Here is a 20,678-nt window from a genome sequence, read left to right as displayed (position 1 = left end):
CGGGAAGCCCGCCAGGGGAGGTGTAGATGACGTTTTTCGAGTATCTGCAGAGCCGAAGTGACCTACTGGTCGCCCAGACCATCGAGCACGCCACCATCGTGCTGATGTCGGTCGCGCTGGCGACGCTCATCGGAGTTCTGATCGGCGTGGCCAGCTACCGCAACCGGCGGGCGCGGGGATTCGCCGTCGCGGTCGCCGCGGCCATCTTGACCATCCCGTCGTTCGCGCTGCTCGGTCTGCTGATCACACCGCTGGGGCTGGGATACCTGCCGGCACTGGTGGCGCTGACCCTGTACGCCCTGCTGCCCATCATCCGTAACACGGTGGTCGGTCTGACCGAGATCGATCCCGCACTGACCGAGGCCGCACGTGGCATCGGGATGAGTCGCCTCCGGTCGTTGACGACCGTCGAGATACCGCTGGCCTGGCCGGTCATCCTGGCCGGCATCCGGGTCTCCACCCAGATGACGATGGGCATCGCGGCGATCGCCGCATACGTCGGCGGGCCGGGCCTGGGAAATCAGATCTTCTCCGGCCTGGCGAACCTCGGTGGCGTCAACTCGCTGAACCAGGCACTGATCGGCACCCTCGGTGTGGTCGTCCTCGCCCTTGTCGTGGACCTCTGCCTGGGACTGCTCGGTGTGCTGACCCGTGGCGGTCGGGGCGCCCGCAAGTCCCGGACCATGTCGACCAGTCCGATCCGGCCCGATGAGCCGGACACCGTCGGGACGCTCGCCGGCGCACCGGCCCTCGCGGTCGCGGCCAACTCTCAGGGAGGTCAACGATGACCGATGACGTGATGATCGAACTGCAACAGGTCAGCAAGTCCTATCGGGGGCAGAAAGCCCCGGCGGTGGAGAACGTGTCGATGACGATTCGACGCGGCGAGATCGTCGTGTTGGTGGGTCCGTCCGGCTGCGGCAAGACGACCACCATGAAGATGATCAATAGGCTGATCGAACCGACCTCCGGGCGCATCCTGGTGGACGGATCCGATGTCACGTCGCTCAACCCCACCGAGCTGCGCCGGCGCATCGGCTACGTCATCCAGCAGGTCGGTCTCTTCCCGCACATGAGCGTGGCGACCAACGTCGGTCTCGTACCGAAGATGCTCGGCTGGAGTCGCACACGGATCGACGCGCGGGTCGACGAACTGCTGGACCTGGTCGGACTGGAGCCCGGCCAGTTCCGGCACCGCCTACCACGACAGCTCTCCGGCGGCCAGCAACAGCGTGTCGGGGTTGCCCGCGCGCTGGCCGCCGATCCACCGGTGATGCTGATGGACGAGCCGTTCGGCGCCACTGATCCGCTGACCCGGGACCGGCTGCAGAACGAGTTCCTCCGCCTCCAGGAGAAGTTGCAGAAGACGATCGTCTTCGTCACCCACGACTTCGACGAGGCGATCAAGATGGGCAGCCGCATCGCGGTGCTCGGCGAGCGTTCCAGCATCCGGCAGTTCGACACCCCGGAGCAGCTGCTGGGCAATCCGGCCGACCAGACGGTGGCCCAGTTCATCGGGGCCGGGGCCTCGCTCAAGCAGCTCAACCTGCGCCGGGTGGACGGGATCGACTGCGACGAGGCCGTACTCGTCCAACTGAACGAGTCGCCGGCATCAGCGCTACGCCGACTCGACGAGTCCGGCGAGTGGGCTCTCCTCGCCGTCGACAGCGAACGTCGCCCCCTGCGCTGGGTCACCGCCCGGGACCTGGACCCGCAGCAGAACAACCTGGATGGCGTCGGCGTGGCCGCCACCACGGTGGATCCGCGCGCCACGCTGCACGACGCGCTGGACGCGATGCTTGCCTCCAGCAGCGGCGCCGTGGTGGTGGTCGACGAGGCCGGTCGCTATCGCGGCGTGGTGAACATCGACCGGCTGATGCGGGTCATCGCCGAGATGCGCGAGACGGAGCGGAGGCGCCACCGGCTTGTGGCGGAGTCTCCGGACCGCTCTGAAGGGACGACCGCGGGCATGCTGCCCACCCAGGGGCGCGGGACCCCGGCGATCGAGGATCGGACGTCGCGGTGAGTGCCGGCGCCACGGCTTCACGCCAGTCCATACCTGCTCCACCGTCGCGCTCACGCGGTCTGCTGCGCCGGCACTCGACCATGCCACTGGTGATCGCGGCGGCGTTGCTCGCCACCTACCTCTGGGTGCGCACCCTGGACTTGGACGCCATCGAGCAGCGCTCGCTCAACGCTGAGCATCTGCTCCGGGTGACCCGCCAGCACATCTCGATCACGGTGATGACCGCCCTGCTCGTCGTGGCGATCGCGGGCAGCGCCGGCATCCTGCTCACCCGCCCGGCGCTGCGCTGGTTGGCGCCGTACGCCACCGCCCTGGCGAACGTCGGCCAGGCGATGCCGGCCATCGGTCTGCTGGTGCTGCTCAGCATCTGGTTGGGCATCGGCGCCACCACGGCGCTGACCGGTCTGGTCGCGTACGCGGTGCTACCCGTGCTGAGCAACACGATCGTCGGGATCAACCAGGTCGACCGGAGCCTGATCGAGGCGGGCCGAGGTATCGGCATGTCCCCGTTCGCGGTGCTGGTCCGGATCGAACTACCACTGGCCGTACCGGTCATCCTCGCGGGCGTACGCACCGCACTCGTTCTCGCGGTCGGCGTTGCCACGCTTGCCACGTTCATCAACGCGGGCGGACTCGGCAGCCTGATCGTGACCGGGATCAAGCTCCAGCGTGATCCGGTGCTGATCACCGGCGCCGTTCTCACCGGCGCACTCGCCCTGACGCTCGACTGGCTCGGCGGCGTGGTCGCCGACCTGCTGCGTCCCCGCGGCCTGGACTGAGTCCCAGAACCATCCACTCCCCCGTTTCCCAGCCGACGCCCCGCGCGTCAAGGAGGTAGCCCATGCATGCCCGAAAGCTCCGTACCCGAAAGTCCGGTGCCCGAATGGTCGCCGGAGCCGCGCTCATCGCCTTGGCGCTGGCCGGCTGCTCGGTAACCACCGAGGACTCCGGCGGGGACGTCGCCGTCGGATCAGGGTCGATCAAGAAAGACGACGCGCTGGTGGGCCAGGCCGTCGTGGTCGGTTCCAAGGACTTCACCGAGAACATCGTGTTCGGCCATATCACCATGGTGGCGCTGAAGGCGGCCGGCGCGAACGTGACCGACCGGACCAACATCAAGGGTTCGGTCAACGTCCGCAAGGCCCTGCTCGCCGGTGATGTCGACGTGTACTGGGAGTACACCGGCACGACCTGGATCACCTACCTCAACCACACCGATCCGATCCCGGACTCTCGGCAGCAGTACGACGCGGTGGTCAAGGAGGACAAGGAGAAGAACAAGGTGGTCTGGGGCACCATGGCGCCAGCCAACAACACCTACGCCATGGCGGTGCGCGAGGAGAAGGCCAAGGAGTGGGACCTCAACACCCTCACCGACCTGGCAGCGTTCGCCAAGAACAACCCGGCCGAGGCGACCTTCTGTCTGGAGAGCGAGTTCGCCGGACGCAACGACGGCTGGCCCGGCATCACCAAGGTGTATGACATCAACGTGCCGGCCTCCAACGTCAAAATCGTCGATACCGGGGTTGTGTACACCGAGACGAAGAAGGGTGAGTCCTGCAACTTCGGTGAGGTCTTCACCACCGACGGCCGGATCAGCAACCTCAATCTGCGGGTGCTGGAGGACGACAGGAAGTTCTTCCCCATCTACAACCCCGCGCTCACCATCAATGGCGCCACCGCCACGAAGTACCCGAGCCTGACCACGATCCTGGACCCGATCACCGCCAAGCTCGACGACGAGACCATCCGCAAGCTCAACGAGCGGGTCGACGTCAAGGGCGAACCGGTGGCGCAGGTCGCCGCCGACTGGATGAAGGAGCAGGGCTTCATCGCCTGACCTCCTGAACCGAACACCGATCGGCTCTCCCCGGGCATCCGCAGGGAGCCGATCATGTGTTCCCCGGGTTCGGAGAAGACCTCCGCAAGCAGGTCGAACGCATCTGTTCCGGCAGTCGGCGCCTACGTCCACGACGATTGCAGTGCGTCCGGCGAGGAACTTGGCCGACACGCAGCTCGTACGGCTTGGGGAACCTGTTGCCGTCCCGGTAGCCACGAGGTACGTGCCCGATTTGTCGGTACTCTGGGTCGGGGGTGCGGATGGCCAACCCGCCTCAGGTATGGCCTACGTGCAGGCCGGCGGCGAGCCATGCTGCGATGCGAGGGCGTGGCTGGCCCGCCAGGGTGCGGCAGTGACCGCCAGTGAGCGAGGACAGACATGACGCAGGTGGACACGGCGGAGAGCGGGCAGGGCGGCGCCGGCCGCCGGGATACCGGCGCCATGACCTGGCGGGCCCGCATCCGCCGCGTGACACGCGCCGCCTCCCGGCCGGGCCCCTGGAAGCGTGGCCGGGTGCTCGCGGCGTTGGCGCTGCTGCTGGGCCTGTTCATGCTGCTGCACGCGAAGATCCCGAACCGGATCGGCAACCTCGGCAGTCTGGTGGAGACCTTCCTGCCGTGGTTCGGCCTGTTCATCCCCGTACTGCTGATCGGGGCGCTGTGGCGTCGCTCCGCCTTCACGGTGGCCGCCCTGCTGCTGCCGGCGGTGGTGTGGCTGAACCTCTTCGGCGGGCTGCTCGGCGACAGGTCCCGCCCGGGCGGCGACCTCACCGTGGCCGGGCACAACGTCGCCGCCGGCAATCCCGACCCGGTCGGCACCGCCCGCGACCTGGCCGCCTCCGGTGCCGACGTACTGGCCCTGGTGGAGCTGACCCCCCAGGCCGTGGGCCGGTACGAGAACGAGCTGGCGAAGGCGTACCCGTACCACACGGTGCAGGGCACGGTCGGGCTGTGGAGCAAGCTGCCGCTGTCGGACATTCAGCCGATCGATATCCAGATGGACGCCGGGCCGCTGGCGGCCACCAGGCCGGTCGACATCAAGATGGCCTACAACCGGGCGCTGCGTACCACCGTGGCCACGGACCAGGGGCCGCTGGCGGTGTATGTGGCTCACCTGGGGTCCGTACGGGTGAATCCCAGGGCGGGCTTCTGGACGGACCATCGGGACAGAAACGCGCAGGCGCTCGGCAAGGCCATCGCCGCCGAGCAGAACGAGCGGGTGGTGCTGCTCGGCGACATGAACGGCACCACGGACGACCGCGCGTTCGCCGACATCACTTCGCAGCTGCGCTCGGCCCAGGTCTCGGCCGGGGATGGCTTCGGCTTCAGCTGGCCGGCGAAGTTCCCGTTGGTGCGGATCGACCAGATCCTGGTCCGCGGCGTGCATCCGGAGAGCTCGTGGCTGCTGCCGGCCACCGGCAGCGACCACCTGCCGGTGGCGGCCGCGATCAGCTGGTGAACACCGCGTAAAGGCTGCGGCTCCACCGCGTGCGGCACGGAGCGCGATCTCACGGCAACACACAGATCCGCCGTCTCCGCACCGACAACGGCTCCTGCTACCGCTCCCGGAGCTGGTTGGACGCGCTCGCCGCAACCCGGCATCAAGCCCACGCGCACGAGGCCCTGCGGACGTCACGGACCGTGCGGCCGTCTTCGACGTGGTCGAGCAGGCGGTCGCGCGTTTCGACCGGCTCGACATCGTCGTCAACAACGCCCCCGCTATCCGCGCAGGCGGCTCGCGATCCGGTCGGCCTCACCAGCGTCCAAGGGACAGGGGCTGCCGTGCAGGATCGGACCGGTGAGAACGGCGGGGCCAGTGACCGGCGGCGAGCCATGCTCGGCGGCGAGCAGGCTCGCTGCGGGGTTGGGCTGCCCTGGCCGGGCCCGACCAGGGCTGTCCTCGGCGTGCCACAAGGTCAGGTCGGTGCCAAGCCTGGTGGATCGAATGTTCTCCGAGCCGAGCAGTCGGGCCACCTCCTGCACGAGATCCATCCCAGAGAAGTCTGTCGTCACCTGCTGGACGCCGTCGACGGTCACCAGCAGCAACTCGGCCGCTCTGCCAGCTTCGTGTGCCGTCACGGAATCACTTGGCCTGGCTGGAGAAGGGGTCACGGTCTGACTAAAGGTGGCCTGAGGCTGCGCCGGCCGGGACGCGCGCTGTATCAGCACGACGATCCCGCACACCACGGTGGCCAGCAACGCCACCGCCCCGAAGGGCACGGCCAGCATGAAAGGCCACCGCCAACCGACGGCGCGCCCCACCAGCACCCCCGCCACGGGCCCGAGACCCAGCGCCAGCACCACCGCGCCGGCAACGAGGGGCGTTACCCACACCCGTCGTGCCCCCATCTGCGTCACCAGCACGGCCGTGACACCCCAGGCCAGACCGGCCCCGAACCCCGTCACCGCGCGCCCGAGTAGCAGCAGACCACCTCCCGAGGCCAGCGCGGTCAGCAGTGACCCGAGAACCAGCAGCGCGATCGCGAGCAACGCGACGGCAGTCGGCAACCGCCGACCGACGAGAGCGCCGACCGCAACCGCCAGTACCGCCGGCAGCAGGTAAGCGACGAAGATCCAGAGGACCGCCGACGTCGGCAGGTCCATGTCTCGTTGGATCGCAACCCATTGCGGCCCGACGGTGACGGCGAGCAGGAAGGCGCCCAGCGACGCGGCGAGTGTCGGCCCGATCAACAGCCAGACCGGGCGGAGGACGTGCGGCCGATCACCGATCACGACGGAGCGTGGACCGTACGGTGGAATCTGGTTGGCGGTGCTGGGGAAGGGCGCGGTCACCACGGCGAATATACCGGCCCCGCGGCTCTGTGGAGTGTCCGGGCGGTCGATGGCGTGACCGTCCACGCCGTCCGCCGGTTCAGGTGCGGTTTCGGGCCTGTGCTAGTTGGCCGCGTCGGCCGGCACCTGATCGACCGCCTCGGCCTTGCGCTGGACCCCGACGTGCACGTTGCCGAGCCGCAGCGCGTCGGCTTCCGCACCGGCGCGCCGGCCCGGGAGGTCGCTACCGTCGATCCGGATCCCGCACACCACCGACTGTAGTGCGGCAGCCGCCGTTCGATATTCCGCTGGTGGGAGCGGGTAGGCGTAGCGCGGGTCAACCGTGCGAGTCCTCGGACGTTGGCGGTGTGCTGGGCGTCAGCCCGTCTCGCCGGCAGCCACTGCGAAGCTCACCAGAATCGCGCCGGCCAGCGGCACAGCGGCCGCGACGGCGAGCGCCCGCCGACGATGCGACCCGCCGGTCAGCACCACGATCAGCAGGCCCAGCGCAAGGTCGATGGCCACGTTCCACCACGCGCCGGCCCCGTAGTCGGGGTCGGTCGCCTTGCCGGCGAACCGGGCCGCCTCCTCGAAGAACACGGCGGCCGGCAGCGCAATCCCGACGACCTGCCGCCACCCCGCGCCGCGCGCCCAGGTCCCGGCGGTGCCGAAGACCACTCCGGCGAGCACACCGAAGAACATCCAGACCAGCGACGACGGTGCCCACAGCACCGCGAGGTCGTCGCCTTGCAGGAGTGCCGCCGCAAGGTAGTAGCTGGGCACCGCGACAACGAGCAGGACGGCAGCGCCGAGTGCCGAACGCAGCCGCCCGGACCGCACCCAGTACCCGAAGAAGAAGGCGGCGACCGCCCAGGTCGCGGTGGAGTTGCCGAGTTCCGCCAGGGGGAACGGCAGCCACTTTATCCAGCAGAAGTCGAGAAAGCCGAGCAGAAATCCGCCCACCACGGAGGCGAGTGCCACCGTACGGTCACCAGGTCGCATGGCCGCAGAGCATACCGAGTATGCCCTGAGGTCCGCCGCCGCGTCACCATGCAGCACCGTGGCCGACGCGGCCGCAAAGGGCGGGCGCGAACCTCACTGTGGTCGTCACCGTCGAGGCACCGCTTGGCGTACCTGTGGAACTATTCGGACGGGATCGTCCGGGTGGCTTGGATGGCGCGGCGCAGTCGACCGTCGGCAGCCAACTCCCCGAACAAGTAGATCTCCGTGGTGATGGTGCCGCCCTTGCGCAGCTCCGCGATGAGCCGGTACCGGGCGGCGACCTGGTCGCCGTCCACCAGCGCCTGCTCCACCTCGACACGGAGACCAGCAGCCCGTTTGCGGGCCGGACGGATGTGATCCAGCAGCCGCTTCCGGTCCAGCAGCACGCCGTCGTTGACAAGTTCATAGTCCGGGGTGTGGTAGCGGTCCAGCACAGTCGCCGGATCCTCGTCGCCCAGTCCCGCCTCCTGCGGATAGCGGACGAGGTAGCCGGTCAGATCGGTACGGGGCGTCACTTGATCTCCCTGAATCGACTTATCTTTGACACGATGTCTACGATAATTCTAGGCGATAGATTAGACAACGTGGCAGAGGTAAAAGGTGGTCGGCGCCGCCGACGGCGTTCGGACGCCGAGCGCAGCGCCGCCGCCGTACTCGAAGCCGCCGTCCAGGTGCTTGGCCGGCATCCGGACGCGAAGGTGGAACAGGTCGCCGCCGCAGCTGGCGTCACCCGCCAAACCGTGTACGCCCACTACCCGTCCCGGCCGCTGCTGGTGGCCGCGGTCATCGACCGCATCACTGCCGAAACCGTCGCCGCCCTCGACGCCACCGATGTTGACAGCGGCACCGTCACGGAGGCGCTGCTGCGCTGGCTGGACGTCACCTGGCGGCTGTTCGACCGGCACCCGCTGCTCCTGCACCCCTCGGTGACCGCCGCTGACCAGGCGGACTCCGACCGTCAGCATGCCGCGGTCATCGAGCGCCTGGAGCGGCTGATCAGGCGTGGCCAGACCACCGGCGAGTTCGACGGCACCCTCAGCCCGGCCTGGTTGGTCTCCGCGACCATCGCGCTCGGGCACGCGGCCGGCGGCGAGGTCGCCGCCCGCCGCATGACCACCGCGCAGACGGCGGCAGCGCTGCGCCACAGCATCCTGCGCGTGTACGGCGCCCGCGAGCCCTGATCAGCGACGGTCTCCTGCCACTCCTAGGGTCCACTCGAAGTTGATCGGTGCCACGATCATCGGTTCGTCGACAAAGAACTTGCCGTCGAAGATCGCCGCGGTGATCCGGGGCTCGGCCGCGGTCAGCTGTTCGGTCTAGTCGCGCCGGTCGGTGGCCTTGTTGTCCTCGCCGTACTCGCCGCGGATGGGTAGGTAGTAGGCGGGTAGGAAGCCGGCGATGATGACGACGCCGGCGATCGGCACGAACGCGCCGACGAGGATGCCGGAGCCGATCCAGACCAGCGCGAGCGCGAATCGGCGGCCGATGGCCCGGACGCCGGAGGGGCCGAAGTTCGGGTCCAGCAGTTTGGCGCGGCGGAGATGGGCCCAAATGATGTTGAACAGGGCTGCCGCCGTCCACAGTGTGGCGCCGTAGACGACGACCGCTGTCCGCAGGCCCTGCTCCGCGCGTAGTGCGCCGGCGAGTAGCGACGTGGAGAACGGCAGGAACGCGATGACCATCAGGAGCAACGTGTTGAGGAACAGGACCGCACGGTCGACGTGCCGGACGCGGTCGAACATGACGTGATGATTGACCCACACCTGCCCGATGAGCAGGAAGCTCAGCGCGTACGCCAGGTACGACGACCACAACGCCCCGAGGCCCCGCAGGAGATGCCCGAAGTCCTCCGGCGGTTGGATCTCCAGCACGAGAAGCGTCACGGCGATGGCGAAGACAGCGTCGCTGAAAGCCACCAGTCGACCCGGATGACGCGCGAGCCGCGGGGCGTCGCTCTTGGAACGCATGCCTCAAGTATGCTATTTGTCCGCTTCTGCCACGCTCGCCCGCGGCCCGCTCTCGGCCTAGCTCTGCAGCGCCAGGGTGCGCAGGACGCAGAACTCGTTGCCCTCGGGGTCTGCCATGACCACCCAGCTCCGGCCTGCGCCCTGGCCCACATCCGTCCTGGTGGCGCCGAGGCCGAGCAGTCTGGTCACCTCGTCCTCGGTGCTGCCGTCGATCGGGCTGACGTCGAGGTGCAGCCGGTTCTTTCCGGCCCTGCCCTCGGGCACCTGGATGAACACCAGGGTGGGCGGCATCTGGCGGGCCCGAACATCATCGACGGTCGGCACCCAGGAGCCGATCTCGACCTTGCCCGCGCTCCGGTCGATCACCGTGAAGTCCAGGACCTCGCACCAGAAGGCCGCGAGTCTCTCCGGATCGTGGCAGTCAACAGTCAACTCGGTGAACCTACTTGTCACGACTCTCCCCGATAGTGCGAGCAGGGCTCAGATCATGCCGCCCGTTCGACAGCGCGAGGCTTCACGCGTCGGCCAGTATCACCTACACCCGCCTGCTCGATGTCAGCCGGCCACTGCCGAGCGACAACCGGCGTCGACCAGCCCGGTTGAGTCTCCGCACCCACCAACCGGGGAGGGCGGCGGCCCACGCGTGCGCCTTTTCACCGATGCCGACGAGTACGCCGTGAAACACTCCGAGGTGCCCTCGGTCGTTTCACACCGGTCAGCGGTCCCCCACGTCCGGCCGCCGGCGGCGCATCGGCGCCCAGCGTGCGGAAGGGGCAGGAATGGAACCAACCTGGCTCCTGGCGCTTTCGTGGACGTCGCTCGCGGTTGGATTCGTCAGCCTTGCGACTGTCGTTGCCGACACCTATCTTCGCGGGCACCGCCAGCCGGTCAAGATCATGGAGCTCGTCTGGCCGGTGACCGTCCTCTACATCGGCCCGGCAGCCGTCCTGCTCTACTGGAACTGGGGTAGGCCGGAGGCATTTTCGCGACCGCAGCACGAAGATCCGCTCCGAAGGCCCCAGCGGGGCATTCTCGTCACCAACCTGTCTCGCTGCGGCGCCCATTGCGCTCTCGGCTTCGTCGTCGCCGAGGTCGCCTTGTACGTCATCAGATCCGAGCATGGTCACAAGACGCTGTGGGTCGATTACGCCGGCGACTATCTGACGGCGGTGGCGATAGCTGTTCTGTTCCGATACTTCGGCGCGACGGGTCGCGGCGTCACGAAGATCTGGCCCGCACTGTCAACCGTCGTCAAGGTCGAACTGCTGACCATCACCGTCTTCGAGTTCGCGCTGTTCGCCTGGCTGACGCTGGCGCATCACATCGTCTTTCCGGAGCCACTCATGCGACCCCACAGCCCCACATTCTGGTTCTCGGGCCAGATAGGACTGATAGCCGGCTTCATCGCGGCGTGGCCCATCGCCTCCTGGCAGCTCAGCCGAGCGGTCAGAATCGAACCGAGCCGACTTCCCCACCGGTAGGTGGGCGCACGATTTCCGGTCAGCGGGTGAGGCCGACCAGCGTCGCCAGTCGCGCCACGCCGGCCGGCGCCGGGTGACCCCGGGCAACTTCGGCGATCACGGTACGCGCCAACGGTCGGCATCGGACCTCAGCCGGCGCGACGCTGTCCGCGTCCACCAACGCGCGGGCGGCGCCGCGCAGGTCACCAACCTGAAGATAGGCCCGCGCGGCATCCACCAGGTACGCACCCCGATGCTCGGCCGGCAGCCGCCGCCACGCCTCCCGCCGGATCACCGTCACGTGCCGCCGCACCGCCTCGGCGGCGTCACCCCGCAGGACCGCCACCACCACCCGCGCCAGCTCGACGGCGATCGGCCCGAAGCTGGTCCGGTGCGGGTCGTCGTACCCCCGAAGGCCGGCGGCGATCCCCGCGGCCCGATCGGTCAGCTCGCCGGCGCGGCGGGTGTCGCCGCAGCCGGCGGCGGCCAGTGCGGCCTGGATCAGCAGCGTCCCGCACACGGCCCACTCCCCCGCCGGCCGCTGCGGCATGGGCGTGATGCGGTTCGCGGCGGCGAGCGTCGCGGCGAGGGCCAGCCGGTCCCGGCCCGACGCGCGCAGCGCCTGCCCGACCGACACGGCCGCCGTCGCCGCGAGCACCCGGTCGTCGCCCGCCACGGCCATCGCCCGGTCGGCGGCCAGCCACCCGAGGTCGGCCTCGCCGAGCTTCACCAGCACCGACGAGGTGATCCGGTACGCCTGCACCAGCAGCTCCGCGGACTGCGCGCCCTGGGCGGCGTCGAGCAGACCCGGCAGCACCCGCACCAACTGCGCGTAGTGCGCGTGCTGGTAGGTCAACCAGGCGTACCCGACCTGCCTTCTCAGCTCTTCCGTTGTCTGGGTCGGGGCTTGCGGGGTGTCGTAGCGGGCGAGAGCGGCCCGGATGTCGTCCACCCCGTCCGGCGTGCCGGCCGGGGTGTTCCGAGGCTGGCCGAGCAACACCTCGGTGTCGACCCGCAGCACGTGGGCCAACTCCTGGATCACCGAGTACCGGTCCAGGGTGCGGACGCCCCGCTCGACCTTGTCCACCCAGCTCTTCGACCTGCGGAGCCGGTCCGCGAGCATCTGCTGCGTCATCGACCGCCGCACCCGCCAGCGCGCCACCCGGCGGCCGATCGGAAGGTCATCGCTGGTCACGCCGCCACCGCCGGTCCGGGACCGCGCGGGTCGTGTCATCCACCGGTACGCGCTCCGCCTCGGCCTGGGCCAGGAGGCGTTGCTTGGCGGCCTCCCGCTCAGCCGCCTCGGACTGGTCGCCCTTGTTGTCCGGAGCGTTGTCGTCCTGACCGCTCATCCCCGCCTCCTCTGGTCGAGGCCCAGCGGTGATGCTCGGGACCGATCACCGCCGCACCAGGCCAAGGGACACGACTACGTCCCAAACCGGACACTAGGGCGAATCAGTGATGGCGGGATTACTGCCAGTTATGCGGTCAGGTTGATGCCGATGCGGCCAGCGAGCAAGCGCAGCTCGTCGGGGATGGCACGGCGCTGTGCGCGCTGCGCCAGCGTCACCACGGCGTCGCGGGCGAGGGGGTTGATGGCGAACGGAATCGGTGCGGCTCGCTCAGCCTGCACGAACGCCGCCAACGCCTCGGCGTCCCGGCGGCCGCCGTCCGCTAGGGCACGGCCGACGTCGAGCCAGTAGGACATCTGGCGATTAGATGCCACCAGCACCTGTGGTCGTACCGTCCGGGACAGCTCGATCACCTTGCCGGACTCGCCTTGCTCTGCTGCGATGGACATCTTCCAGAGCCCTACGTTGGTCGGCCCAAAGCAACAATCGTTGAAGCCGCCACCGTCAGCGGGATCTTCCAAACTCGCCGCCTCCCGCGTTGCCTCCGCGAGATGGTGGCGGGCATCATCCGGTCGAGCATCTACCGTGGAGGCGAGCGCGGCCGTGAGGTGCAGTTGGCCGAGCATTTGCCGGACCCGGACGTCGGCTGCGTTTCCCTGAAGCTCCGCCAGCGACCGGTCGGCAGCTCCGGCAGCCAACCGCGCCGACTCGATTGGCAGGCTCTGCACGTACGCAAACCGAGATGCCCCGATCCATGCGCGATCTTCGACGTCCTCAGCAGCCAACACGGATACTCGAGCGGCATTGAGCGCCAGGTGTCGGTATCCGAGGTGCCGGAGGCAGGTGGAGGCTTGGTAGGCGACCCGAACCAGCGGGGCCCCACCCACGGCGGCGGCTTCGAGCAGCAGGCCGGGGAGCACGCGAGCCATCGCCGGGTAGTTGCACGAGTTGCGGAGCTGGTCACTGCGGGCGATCTCGGCCGCCAGGCGGTCCTTGGTGTAGGTCAACGGGCGGCGCTCGCCGTCCTCGATCTCGATCAGGGCCGACCAGATCGCCGGTACGCATTCGGCAGCACTCTCGCGGGCCGGATCGCCGGACTCTGTACCTTGGCCGAGCAGGTCGGCCACCGTGACCTGGAGAGCGGCAGCGAGAGCGACCAGAGTGGAGCGGCGGTCGATGGTCTTTCGGCCCGATTCGACCTGCGACACGTACGACTGGGTCACGCCAGCCAGGCCAGCGAGGACGGCCTGAGTCATTCCGCCACGGCGCATCCGCCAGTACCGGATCCTGGCACCGATGGTGTCCGGCTTCTTCACCATGCCTTCGCCCACTCCCAGGTCGAGGACTGGAATTAGCGGCCACGGACCACTACCCCACGCGATTGGACGGTACACCGGGAGAGAGTCCTAGCGGTGACGCTAGGTGCCCGTCAAGTGCCGCGCGGCCCCCCACATGCGGCGGTGCATGGGCGATGTGTGGCAGGGCGGATCGTCACGGAGGTCCGGTGATCATCCAGTAGACGCTCTCGCCCGCGGTGCGTTCGGTGTCTATGGCACAGTCCTGAGTGTGCCGTTGGACGAGCTGCCGGGCTGGTTGCCGGCTTGGTGTCTTGACCATCTGGGCGGCGAGCCCGCCGGCGTGCTGTTCCGGTCGCAACAGGTCTCGATGGTGTTCGGTCTGCGGTTGGTCAGTGGCAGGGACGTCGTGGTCAAGGCGCGCGCCGACGACGGCCGGGCCGGGTCGTGTGTCGCGGCGCAGGCCCGGCTGGCCGAGCGCGGGTTTCCGTGTGCCCGGCCGCTCACGCCGGCGGTCGGTGTAGGTGCGCTGGCCGTGCACGCCGAGGAATTCCGGCCCGGCGGCGAGGTGTTGCACGGAGACTTGCCGGACATAGCCGTGCGCAGCGCGGAGGTGTTCGCCCGGCTGATGGCCGAACTTGCCAGCGTGAGCGTCGCGCCGCCGCTGCCGAATCCGCCCTGGGTGCGCTGGGACCACACCGATTCTGGGGTGTGGCCGGCGATCGACTTTCTCGACAGCCGAGACCAGAGTGTCGTGTCCGAGCACATTGTCGAGACGGCTGAGCGAGCCCGGGGGCGGCTGCTGGCGGCCGGCTTGCCGTGCGTGCTCGGCCACGCCGACTTCGAGGCGCAGAACCTGCGGTGGCAGGGTTGGCAGGTGTGGGCGGTGCACGGCTGGGACAGCCTGGCGTGGCAGCCGGAGGCGGCGCTGGTGGGAGCGGCGAGCGGGTCGTTTGCCAGTGCCGGGCCGCCCACGCTGGCGCCGATCGAAAGCTCCGAGGCGTTCCTGGTGGCTTATCAAGACATTCGAGGGCGTTTGTTCACGGCGGTGGAGCTGGAGGTCGCGTGGGCGGCCAGCTTGTGGATGGCTGCGTATAACGCCCGGGAGATGGCACTGTGCGGTGGCACCTCGGCGGGCGGCGATGCGCTGCGGGCGCAGGCAGCCGAACGCCTCCGCCGGGCTAATGCGTAACATCAGCAGGCAGATTCAGCGGGTTCAATCGTGTCGGTCGTGGCGTACGGACGGACGGTGCGGACGGCGTCTGAACCAGCCGCGTCTAGCTTGATTTTTAACCTGTTGGGCGGTGGTATCGACCCCGACTGATCATGAGGACAGCCCTTGATCGATCATTCCTCTTGTCTAGGGAAGAAGATCGCAAACCAAGGGCTGTCTGGTGATCAGTGTGCACGATGCCGGGGCGTTCGACGCGGTCGGGCGGCTGGCGGCGTTCCGGCGTGAGTTCCACCGTTGTCTGACCGCTCGCCGGGATGCGTTGTTCGAGCTGGCGGACGCGCTGTTGTGCGGTGACGCGCCGGTGCGGTCGCTGGTGGAGTTGTCGCTGGTGGGTGAGCACCGGCGGGGTCACGGCTCGCTGTATGCGGCGTTGAATCGCGGCCGGATCGACGTCGCGCGGCTGCGGAGCGCGGTGGCGGCGGTGCCGCTGCCGCGGGCCGCGGACGGGCGGATCGTCCTGGCGGTGGACGTGACGTGCTGGCTGCGGCCGGAGGCGCACACCTGCCCGCAGCGGGTGCTGTGTCACACCTACGGGCGCGGCAAGGACACCCACATCGGGGTTCCGGGCTGGCCGTACTCGTTCGTCACCGCTCTGGAGGCCGGGCGCACCTCGTGGACCGCGCCGTTGGACGCCCGCCGGCTGGCGCCCGGCGACGACGCCGCCACGGTCACCGCCGGCCAGTTGCGGGACGTGGTGCGGCAGCTGATCGCTGCCGGGCAGTGGCAGCCTGGTGATCCGGACGGGTGGATCGTCGCGGACGCCGGTTACGACGGGCCCCGGCTGGCGTTCCTGCTGGCCGATCTACCCGTTCAAGTCCTGGTGCGGATGCGTTCCGACCGGGTGCTGCGCCGGCCCGCGCCACCCCGGCTGCCCGCCACCACCGGCCGCCCACGACGGCACGGCGCAGAGTTCATCTTCGGTGACCCGGCCAGCTGGGGCGACCCGGACGCCGCCACAACCACCGACACCCGCCTCTACGGCACCGCGACCGCGCGGGCCTGGCACCGACTGCACCCCAGGCTGACCCACCGCACCGCGTGGACCGCCCAACACGGCCCGCTGCCGATCATCGAAGGCACCGTGATCCTGCTGACCGTTGACCGGCTGCCATCAGGTGCTATCGCGAAACCGGTCTGGCTGTGGTGGTCGCAGGCCACCGCCACCGCCGCTGAGGTTGACCTGCTCTGGCAAGTGTTCCTGCGCCGCTTCGACATCGAGCACACCTTCCGCATGCTCAAACAGACCCTCGGCTGGACCAGCCCGAAGCTGAGAGACCCGCAGGCCGCCGACCGCTGGACCTGGCTAGTGCTGGCCGCCTACACCCAACTCCGGCTGGCCCGCACCGCCGCCGGCGACCTCCGCCGTCCCTGGGAACGCCCCACACCACCCGAACGGCTCTCACCTGCCCGCGTCCGCCGCGCGTTTCGGCACCTACGCACCAAAGCCGGCTGCCCCGCCGCCGCACCGAAACCGAGCCGACCAGGCCCCGGACGACCGCCCGGGCATCCCAATCGCCACCGAGCCGCCCGTCACGACGTCCACATCGTCACCGCCGCCACCAGCAACAAGCCGAACAACAGCACCAAGAAACCGAAGACCTCGAACAACCCGAGGCCACGCCGCACAGGTTAAAGACCAAGCTAGTGCTCTGAGTAGACGCGTACTCCCTCAAAGTGCCGCGATGGCCGCCGTCTCAGCCGGCAGCTGGATCCGGTCCCGCATCACAGTGACACCCTCCCCTGTGGCCAACAGCACCCGCCGCGCCACCCCCGGCAACGAGATCCCCTGCCCCCGCCCAGCCAGGTTAGCCACCACGAGCGTGTCCCCCCGCCGCATCAGCAGGAACTGGTCCCCATGCTGCACGTTGACGGCGTGCAGCCGAGGATCCGACAGATCCGGAAGCGACCGACGCAGCGCGATCAACCGCTGGTAGAACGCGAACATCTCCCGATGCTCGGGCTTGTCCAGTTCCGCCCAGTCCAACCGCGACCGTACGAACGTCTGCGGATCCTGCGGGTCCGGCACGTCCCCCTCCGGCCACCCGTGCGTCGCGAACTCCCGCCGCCGCCCGTCCACCACAGCAGACGCCAACTCCGGCTCCGGATGCGACGTGAAGAACTGCCACGGCGTAGACGCCGCCCACTCCTCCCCCATGAACAGCATCGGCGTGAAGGGCGCGGTCAGCAGCAGCACCGCCCCGACGCGCAGAAGAGAAGGCGACAACGAAGCGGAGATCCGATCCCCGGTGGCCCGGTTGCCGATCTGGTCGTGATTCTGGAGGTACGCCACCAGCCGATGCCCAGGCACCCGCGGGTCCAGAGGCCGCCCATGGTGCCGGTTGCGGAAGCTCGACCAGGTGCCGGCGTGGAAGAACGCCCCGGTCAGCACGTCCGTCAGGGCCTCCAGCGAGCCGAAGTCGCCGTAGTACCCCTGCCGCTCCCCCGTCAGCAACGTGTGCAGCGCGTGGTGGGCGTCGTCGTTCCACTGCGCGTGCAGCCCGAAGCCGCCCGCCTCCCGAGGAGTGATGAGCCGTGGATCGTTGAGGTCGGATTCGGCGATCAGCGACAGCGGCCGGCCCAGGTGCGTCGACAAAGACTCCACCTCGATGGCCAGCTCCTCGAGCAGCGAAACCGCGCGGGTGTCGGGCAGCGCGTGCACGGCGTCCAGGCGCAGGCCGTCGACGTGGTAGTCGCGCAGCCACATGAGCACGCTGTCGATGATGTAGCGGCGTACCTCGTCGGAGTGCGGGCCGTCCAGGTTGATCGAGCGTCCCCAGCTGTTGCTCTGCTCGGCGAGGTAGGGCCCGAACCGCGGCGCGTAGGCCCCGGAGGGCCCGAAATGGTTGTAGACGACGTCGAGGATCACCCCCAGCCCCTTGGCGTGGGCGGCGTCGACGAGCCGTTTCAGGCCGTCGGGGCCGCCGTAGGGCTGGTGCGGGGCGTACCAGCAGACGCCGTCGTACCCCCAGTTGTGTTCGCCGTTGAAGGCGTTGACCGGGAGCAGTTCGATCAGGTCGACGCCGAGGGAGACGAGGTGGTCGAGGCGGTCGATGGCCGCGTCGAAGGTGCCCTCCGGGGTGAAGGTGCCGATGTGCAGCTCGTAGAGGATGCTGCCGGGCAGTTGCCGGCCCGTCCACGAGCCGTCGGTCCATTCGAAGGCGGCGTGGTCGTAGCGTCGGCTCGGCCCGTGCACACCAGCAGGCTGCCACAGTGACCGGGGGTCGGGCAGTGGGGTTTCGTCGTCGTTCAGCAGAAAGGAGTAGTCGAGCCCGGCGTCGGGCACCTCGACCCGCCACCAGCCGTCGGCGGTGGCGCGCATCTCGTGGTCGCCGTCGCCGGGCAGGCGCAGCCGGACCCGGGTGGCGTCCGGAGCCCACACGGTGAATTCGGTCATCACGCAGCCTCCACTGAGTCGGTGGGAGGAGCCAGCAGTGCGACGGGGTAGTCGGCCAGCAGATCGGCCAGGGAGGTCTCTCCGCCACTGTAGACCCGGCCGGTGAACAGGTCCTTCACCTCGTTAACGGGAAGCGACAGGACTGTGTCGCACCACCCACCGGCGCGGGCCAGGCCCAGCGGCAGCCGGGTGCCCACCGCGATCGCGCCGCCCCGGTCGAAGGCCACCGCGTGCCGCCCCACCGGCCCGTGCGCCGGCACCGACCGGTAGCCGGTGAACAGCTCCGGGTGCGCCCGGCGCAGCCGCAGGGTCCGCGAGACCACCAGCAGCTTCGCGGCGCCGCTGTCGTCCACCGGGGGACGCCAGCCGCCGTCGAGGCGCGCCAGCAACTCCCGGCGTACGGAGAAGTCGACCGGGCGGCGGTTGTCGGGGTCGACGAGGGAGTTGTCCCACAGCTCGGTGCCCTGGTACGTGTCCGGAACCCCGGGCATGGCGAGCTGCACCAGCTTCTGGCCCAGCGAGTTGGACCAGCCGGCCGGGGTGACCGCCGCCGCGAACTCGGTCAGCTCGTCGCGCAGGCTCGGGTCGTCGTACATCTGGTCGACCACGGCGTGCATCGCCTGCTCGAAGACGGGATCGGGGTCGCCCCAGCTGGTCGAGGTCGACGCCTCCCGCGCGGCCTTCTCGACGTACGCGTGCAGCCGCTCCCGCTCGATCGGCCAGGCGCCGACGGCGGTCTGCCAGAGCAGGTGGGCGAAGGCCGGGTCGGGCAGCGGGGCGTACGCCATCCACGCGGTGACCTGGTCGCCCCAGCGTTGCGGCAGCTCGCTGAGCACCGCCATTCGGGCTCGGACGTCCTCGCCGCGCTTGGTGTCGTGGGTGGAGACGGTGGTCATGCTCGCCGGCCAGCGGACCTGCCGGGCGGTGGCGAAGCGGTGGAACTCCGCCGGTGGCACCCCGAAGTGGGCGGGGCTGCCGCCGACCTCGTTGAGCGCCACGAACCGGCTCCACCGGTAGAACGCGGTGTCCTCCACACCCTTGGCCATCACCGCGCCGGTGAACTGGGGGAAGCGCTGGGCCAGCTCGTCGTCGGGGTCGCGCAGCCGGCGGGTGAGCGCGTCCAGGGCGGTGGCCAGGTCCGGGCGGCGCCGGCCCGCCTCGGAGCGGGCGGCGGCGAGGTGCCGGGCGCCGTGCGGCGGGTAGCCCCGGTAGACGGCGAACGCGGCGGCCAGCTCGGCGAGCGCCGCCCGCGCCGGCTCGCCGGGCACCTCGGGGGCGAGCGCGGCCAGCCGGGTCAGCTCGGCGGCGAGCAGCCGGGTGGCGGCGGCCAGCTTCGTCTCGTGGGTGAGATTCTCCCAGGAGGTGTGGCGCCCGACCAGGCGGGTGTCCAGCACCGTGAAGTCGCCCTCGGCGTCGGGGTCGACGAAGAGCCCGTTGACCGCGGCGAGGGCGTCGTAGCCGGTGGTGCCGTCCACCGGCCAGTCCGGCAGCTCCTCGCCGTACTCCAGGATCTTCTCCACGATCAGCCAGGCCTGCGGCGCGGCGGCCCGCAGCCGGGTCAGGTAGCCGGCCGGGTCGCGCAGCCCGTCCGGGTGGTCGACCCGGATGCCGTCGACCTCCCCGGCGGCGGCCCAGCGCAGGATCAGCTCGTGGGTGGCGGCGAACACCGCCGGGTCCTCCACCCGCAGACCGGCCAGGTCCGAAACGGCGAAGAACCGGCGGTACGTCAGCTCGGCGTCGCCGCGCCGCCAGGAGACCAGCTCGTAGTGCTGCCGGTCGTGCACCTCACGTGCGCTGCCGTCGCCGGTGCGGTCGGCGACCGGGAACCGGTGCTCGTGGTAGCGCAGCTCCCCGTCGACCAGCTTCAGGTCGTCGAGGGCGTCCGGCGCGTCGGCCAGCACCGGCAGCAGCAGCCGGCCCCGGTCCCAGTCGATGTCGAACCAGTCGGCGTACGCCGAGGCCCGCCCCCGGCGCAGCACGTCCCACCAGGCGGGGTTGGCGGGCGGCACGGCCACCCCGGCGTGGTTGGGCACGATGTCGACGACCAGGCCGAGCTTCTTGTCGCGCAGCGCGCGCAGCAGCCGCTGCCGGCCCGCCTCGCCGCCCAGCTCCGGGTTGACGGCCCGGTGGTCGACCACGTCGTAGCCGTGCGCGGAGCCGGGGGTGGCGGTCAGCAGCGGCGCGCTGTAGAGGTGGCTGACGCCGAGGTCGGCCAGGTAGTCGACGAGATCAGCGGTGGCGTCCAGGTCGAAGCCGGGGCGGACCTGCACCCGGTAGGTGGTCCGGATCGGGTTGGTCGGGGTCGTCTTCTGGTCGGGCTGAGGGGTGGCAGCCATC

The 20,678-nt window shown here is 69.7% G+C and carries 20 protein-coding genes; 9 read left to right on the top strand and 11 right to left on the bottom strand.

Translation table 11 applies throughout. The annotated features are described in order from the left end of the window. Positions 1–26: 26 nt before the first annotated feature. The 5 genes from KBX63_RS10370 to KBX63_RS10350 all read left to right on the top strand — a co-directional run bounded on the left by KBX63_RS10370 (position 27) and on the right by KBX63_RS10350 (position 5,324). Positions 27–788, top strand: a complete 762-nt coding sequence (locus KBX63_RS10370) for an ABC transporter permease (RefSeq protein ID WP_210910785.1) — start codon at positions 27–29, stop codon at positions 786–788. Next, positions 785–2,026, top strand: coding sequence for a betaine/proline/choline family ABC transporter ATP-binding protein (locus KBX63_RS10365; RefSeq protein WP_210910784.1), 1,242 nt, complete (start codon positions 785–787; stop codon positions 2,024–2,026). Before KBX63_RS10370 ends, KBX63_RS10365 begins: the two co-directional genes overlap by 4 nt. Beyond that, positions 2,023–2,805: an ABC transporter permease gene (locus tag KBX63_RS10360; RefSeq protein ID WP_307871680.1), complete on the top strand. Its 783-nt coding sequence runs from the start codon at positions 2,023–2,025 to the stop codon at positions 2,803–2,805. The genes KBX63_RS10365 and KBX63_RS10360 overlap by 4 nt, the downstream gene beginning before the upstream one ends. A gap of 62 nt (positions 2,806–2,867) precedes the next feature. After that, positions 2,868–3,866 (top strand): glycine betaine ABC transporter substrate-binding protein, encoded by a 999-nt coding sequence (locus KBX63_RS10355; protein ID WP_210910782.1) that lies wholly within the window; start codon positions 2,868–2,870, stop codon positions 3,864–3,866. A gap of 441 nt (positions 3,867–4,307) precedes the next feature. Then, a complete protein-coding gene (locus KBX63_RS10350; protein WP_210910944.1) occupies positions 4,308–5,324 on the top strand; it encodes an endonuclease/exonuclease/phosphatase family protein in 1,017 nt (338 codons plus the stop codon). Positions 5,325–5,584: 260 nt separating this feature from the next. Here KBX63_RS10350 and KBX63_RS10345 read toward each other — a convergent pair whose 3' ends face one another. The 4 genes from KBX63_RS10345 to KBX63_RS10330 form a co-directional block, all read right to left on the bottom strand. Further along, positions 5,585–6,658, bottom strand: coding sequence for an MFS transporter (locus KBX63_RS10345; RefSeq protein WP_210910781.1), 1,074 nt, complete (start codon positions 6,656–6,658; stop codon positions 5,585–5,587). Between the two features lie 102 nt (positions 6,659–6,760). Then, positions 6,761–6,907: a DUF5990 family protein gene (locus tag KBX63_RS35130; RefSeq protein WP_210910967.1), complete on the bottom strand. Its 147-nt coding sequence runs from the start codon at positions 6,905–6,907 to the stop codon at positions 6,761–6,763. A gap of 108 nt (positions 6,908–7,015) precedes the next feature. Then, on the bottom strand, positions 7,016–7,639 hold the full coding sequence (locus tag KBX63_RS10335) for a DUF6518 family protein (RefSeq protein WP_210910780.1): 624 nt from the start codon (positions 7,637–7,639) through the stop codon (positions 7,016–7,018). 140 nt (positions 7,640–7,779) lie between these two features. Then, the gene (locus KBX63_RS10330) at positions 7,780–8,154 is read right to left on the bottom strand and encodes a nuclear transport factor 2 family protein (RefSeq protein ID WP_210910779.1); all 375 of its coding nucleotides are present in this window, start codon (positions 8,152–8,154) and stop codon (positions 7,780–7,782) included. A 69-nt stretch (positions 8,155–8,223) separates the two neighbouring features. Here KBX63_RS10330 and KBX63_RS10325 point away from each other — a divergent pair, with 69 nt between their 5' ends. Beyond that, positions 8,224–8,820, top strand: a complete 597-nt coding sequence (locus tag KBX63_RS10325) for a TetR/AcrR family transcriptional regulator (RefSeq protein ID WP_210910778.1) — start codon at positions 8,224–8,226, stop codon at positions 8,818–8,820. A gap of 135 nt (positions 8,821–8,955) precedes the next feature. Here KBX63_RS10325 and KBX63_RS10320 read toward each other — a convergent pair whose 3' ends face one another. Together KBX63_RS10320 and KBX63_RS10315 are read right to left on the bottom strand one after the other, a co-directional pair. Continuing rightward, on the bottom strand, positions 8,956–9,606 hold the full coding sequence (locus tag KBX63_RS10320) for a TMEM175 family protein (protein WP_210910777.1): 651 nt from the start codon (positions 9,604–9,606) through the stop codon (positions 8,956–8,958). A 57-nt stretch (positions 9,607–9,663) separates the two neighbouring features. Then, on the bottom strand, positions 9,664–10,059 hold the full coding sequence (locus tag KBX63_RS10315; protein WP_210910776.1) for a VOC family protein: 396 nt from the start codon (positions 10,057–10,059) through the stop codon (positions 9,664–9,666). A gap of 326 nt (positions 10,060–10,385) precedes the next feature. Here KBX63_RS10315 and KBX63_RS10310 point away from each other — a divergent pair, with 326 nt between their 5' ends. Continuing rightward, complete coding sequence (locus KBX63_RS10310; protein WP_210910775.1) at positions 10,386–11,087, top strand: DUF4396 domain-containing protein; 702 nt, start codon at positions 10,386–10,388, stop codon at positions 11,085–11,087. A gap of 19 nt (positions 11,088–11,106) precedes the next feature. On the opposite strand, the gene KBX63_RS10305 is transcribed toward KBX63_RS10310, so the two are convergent. From KBX63_RS10305 to KBX63_RS10295, 3 genes are all read right to left on the bottom strand, one after another. Further along, positions 11,107–12,300 carry a helix-turn-helix domain-containing protein gene (locus KBX63_RS10305; RefSeq protein WP_210910774.1) on the bottom strand — a complete coding sequence of 398 codons (1,194 nt, stop codon included), beginning with the start codon at positions 12,298–12,300 and terminating at the stop codon, positions 11,107–11,109. After that, on the bottom strand, positions 12,248–12,418 hold the full coding sequence (locus KBX63_RS10300) for a hypothetical protein (RefSeq protein ID WP_210910773.1): 171 nt from the start codon (positions 12,416–12,418) through the stop codon (positions 12,248–12,250). Before KBX63_RS10300 ends, KBX63_RS10305 begins: the two co-directional genes overlap by 53 nt. 128 nt (positions 12,419–12,546) lie before the next feature. Then, positions 12,547–13,737, bottom strand: a complete 1,191-nt coding sequence (locus tag KBX63_RS10295; RefSeq protein WP_210910772.1) for a helix-turn-helix domain-containing protein — start codon at positions 13,735–13,737, stop codon at positions 12,547–12,549. Between the two features lie 247 nt (positions 13,738–13,984). On the opposite strand from KBX63_RS10295, the gene KBX63_RS10290 reads away from it, so the two are divergent. Next, a complete protein-coding gene (locus tag KBX63_RS10290; protein ID WP_307871679.1) occupies positions 13,985–14,905 on the top strand; it encodes a hypothetical protein in 921 nt (306 codons plus the stop codon). A 202-nt stretch (positions 14,906–15,107) separates the two neighbouring features. Continuing rightward, the gene (locus KBX63_RS10285; protein ID WP_210910771.1) at positions 15,108–16,580 is read left to right on the top strand and encodes an NF041680 family putative transposase; all 1,473 of its coding nucleotides are present in this window, start codon (positions 15,108–15,110) and stop codon (positions 16,578–16,580) included. A gap of 36 nt (positions 16,581–16,616) precedes the next feature. Here the strand turns inward: KBX63_RS10285 and treZ are convergent, their stop codons facing one another. After that, positions 16,617–18,341 (bottom strand): malto-oligosyltrehalose trehalohydrolase, encoded by a 1,725-nt coding sequence (treZ, locus tag KBX63_RS10280; RefSeq protein WP_210910770.1) that lies wholly within the window; start codon positions 18,339–18,341, stop codon positions 16,617–16,619. Continuing rightward, positions 18,341–20,677 carry a malto-oligosyltrehalose synthase gene (treY, locus tag KBX63_RS10275; RefSeq protein ID WP_210910769.1) on the bottom strand — a complete coding sequence of 779 codons (2,337 nt, stop codon included), beginning with the start codon at positions 20,675–20,677 and terminating at the stop codon, positions 18,341–18,343. Before treY ends, treZ begins: the two co-directional genes overlap by 1 nt. Between the last annotated feature and the right edge of the window lies 1 nt (position 20,678).

Origin of the sequence: Micromonospora sp. U21, from assembly GCF_018070045.1 — a bacterium.
Lineage (GTDB): Bacteria > Actinomycetota > Actinomycetes > Mycobacteriales > Micromonosporaceae > Micromonospora.
This window is presented reverse-complemented; position numbering and strand designations above follow the sequence as displayed.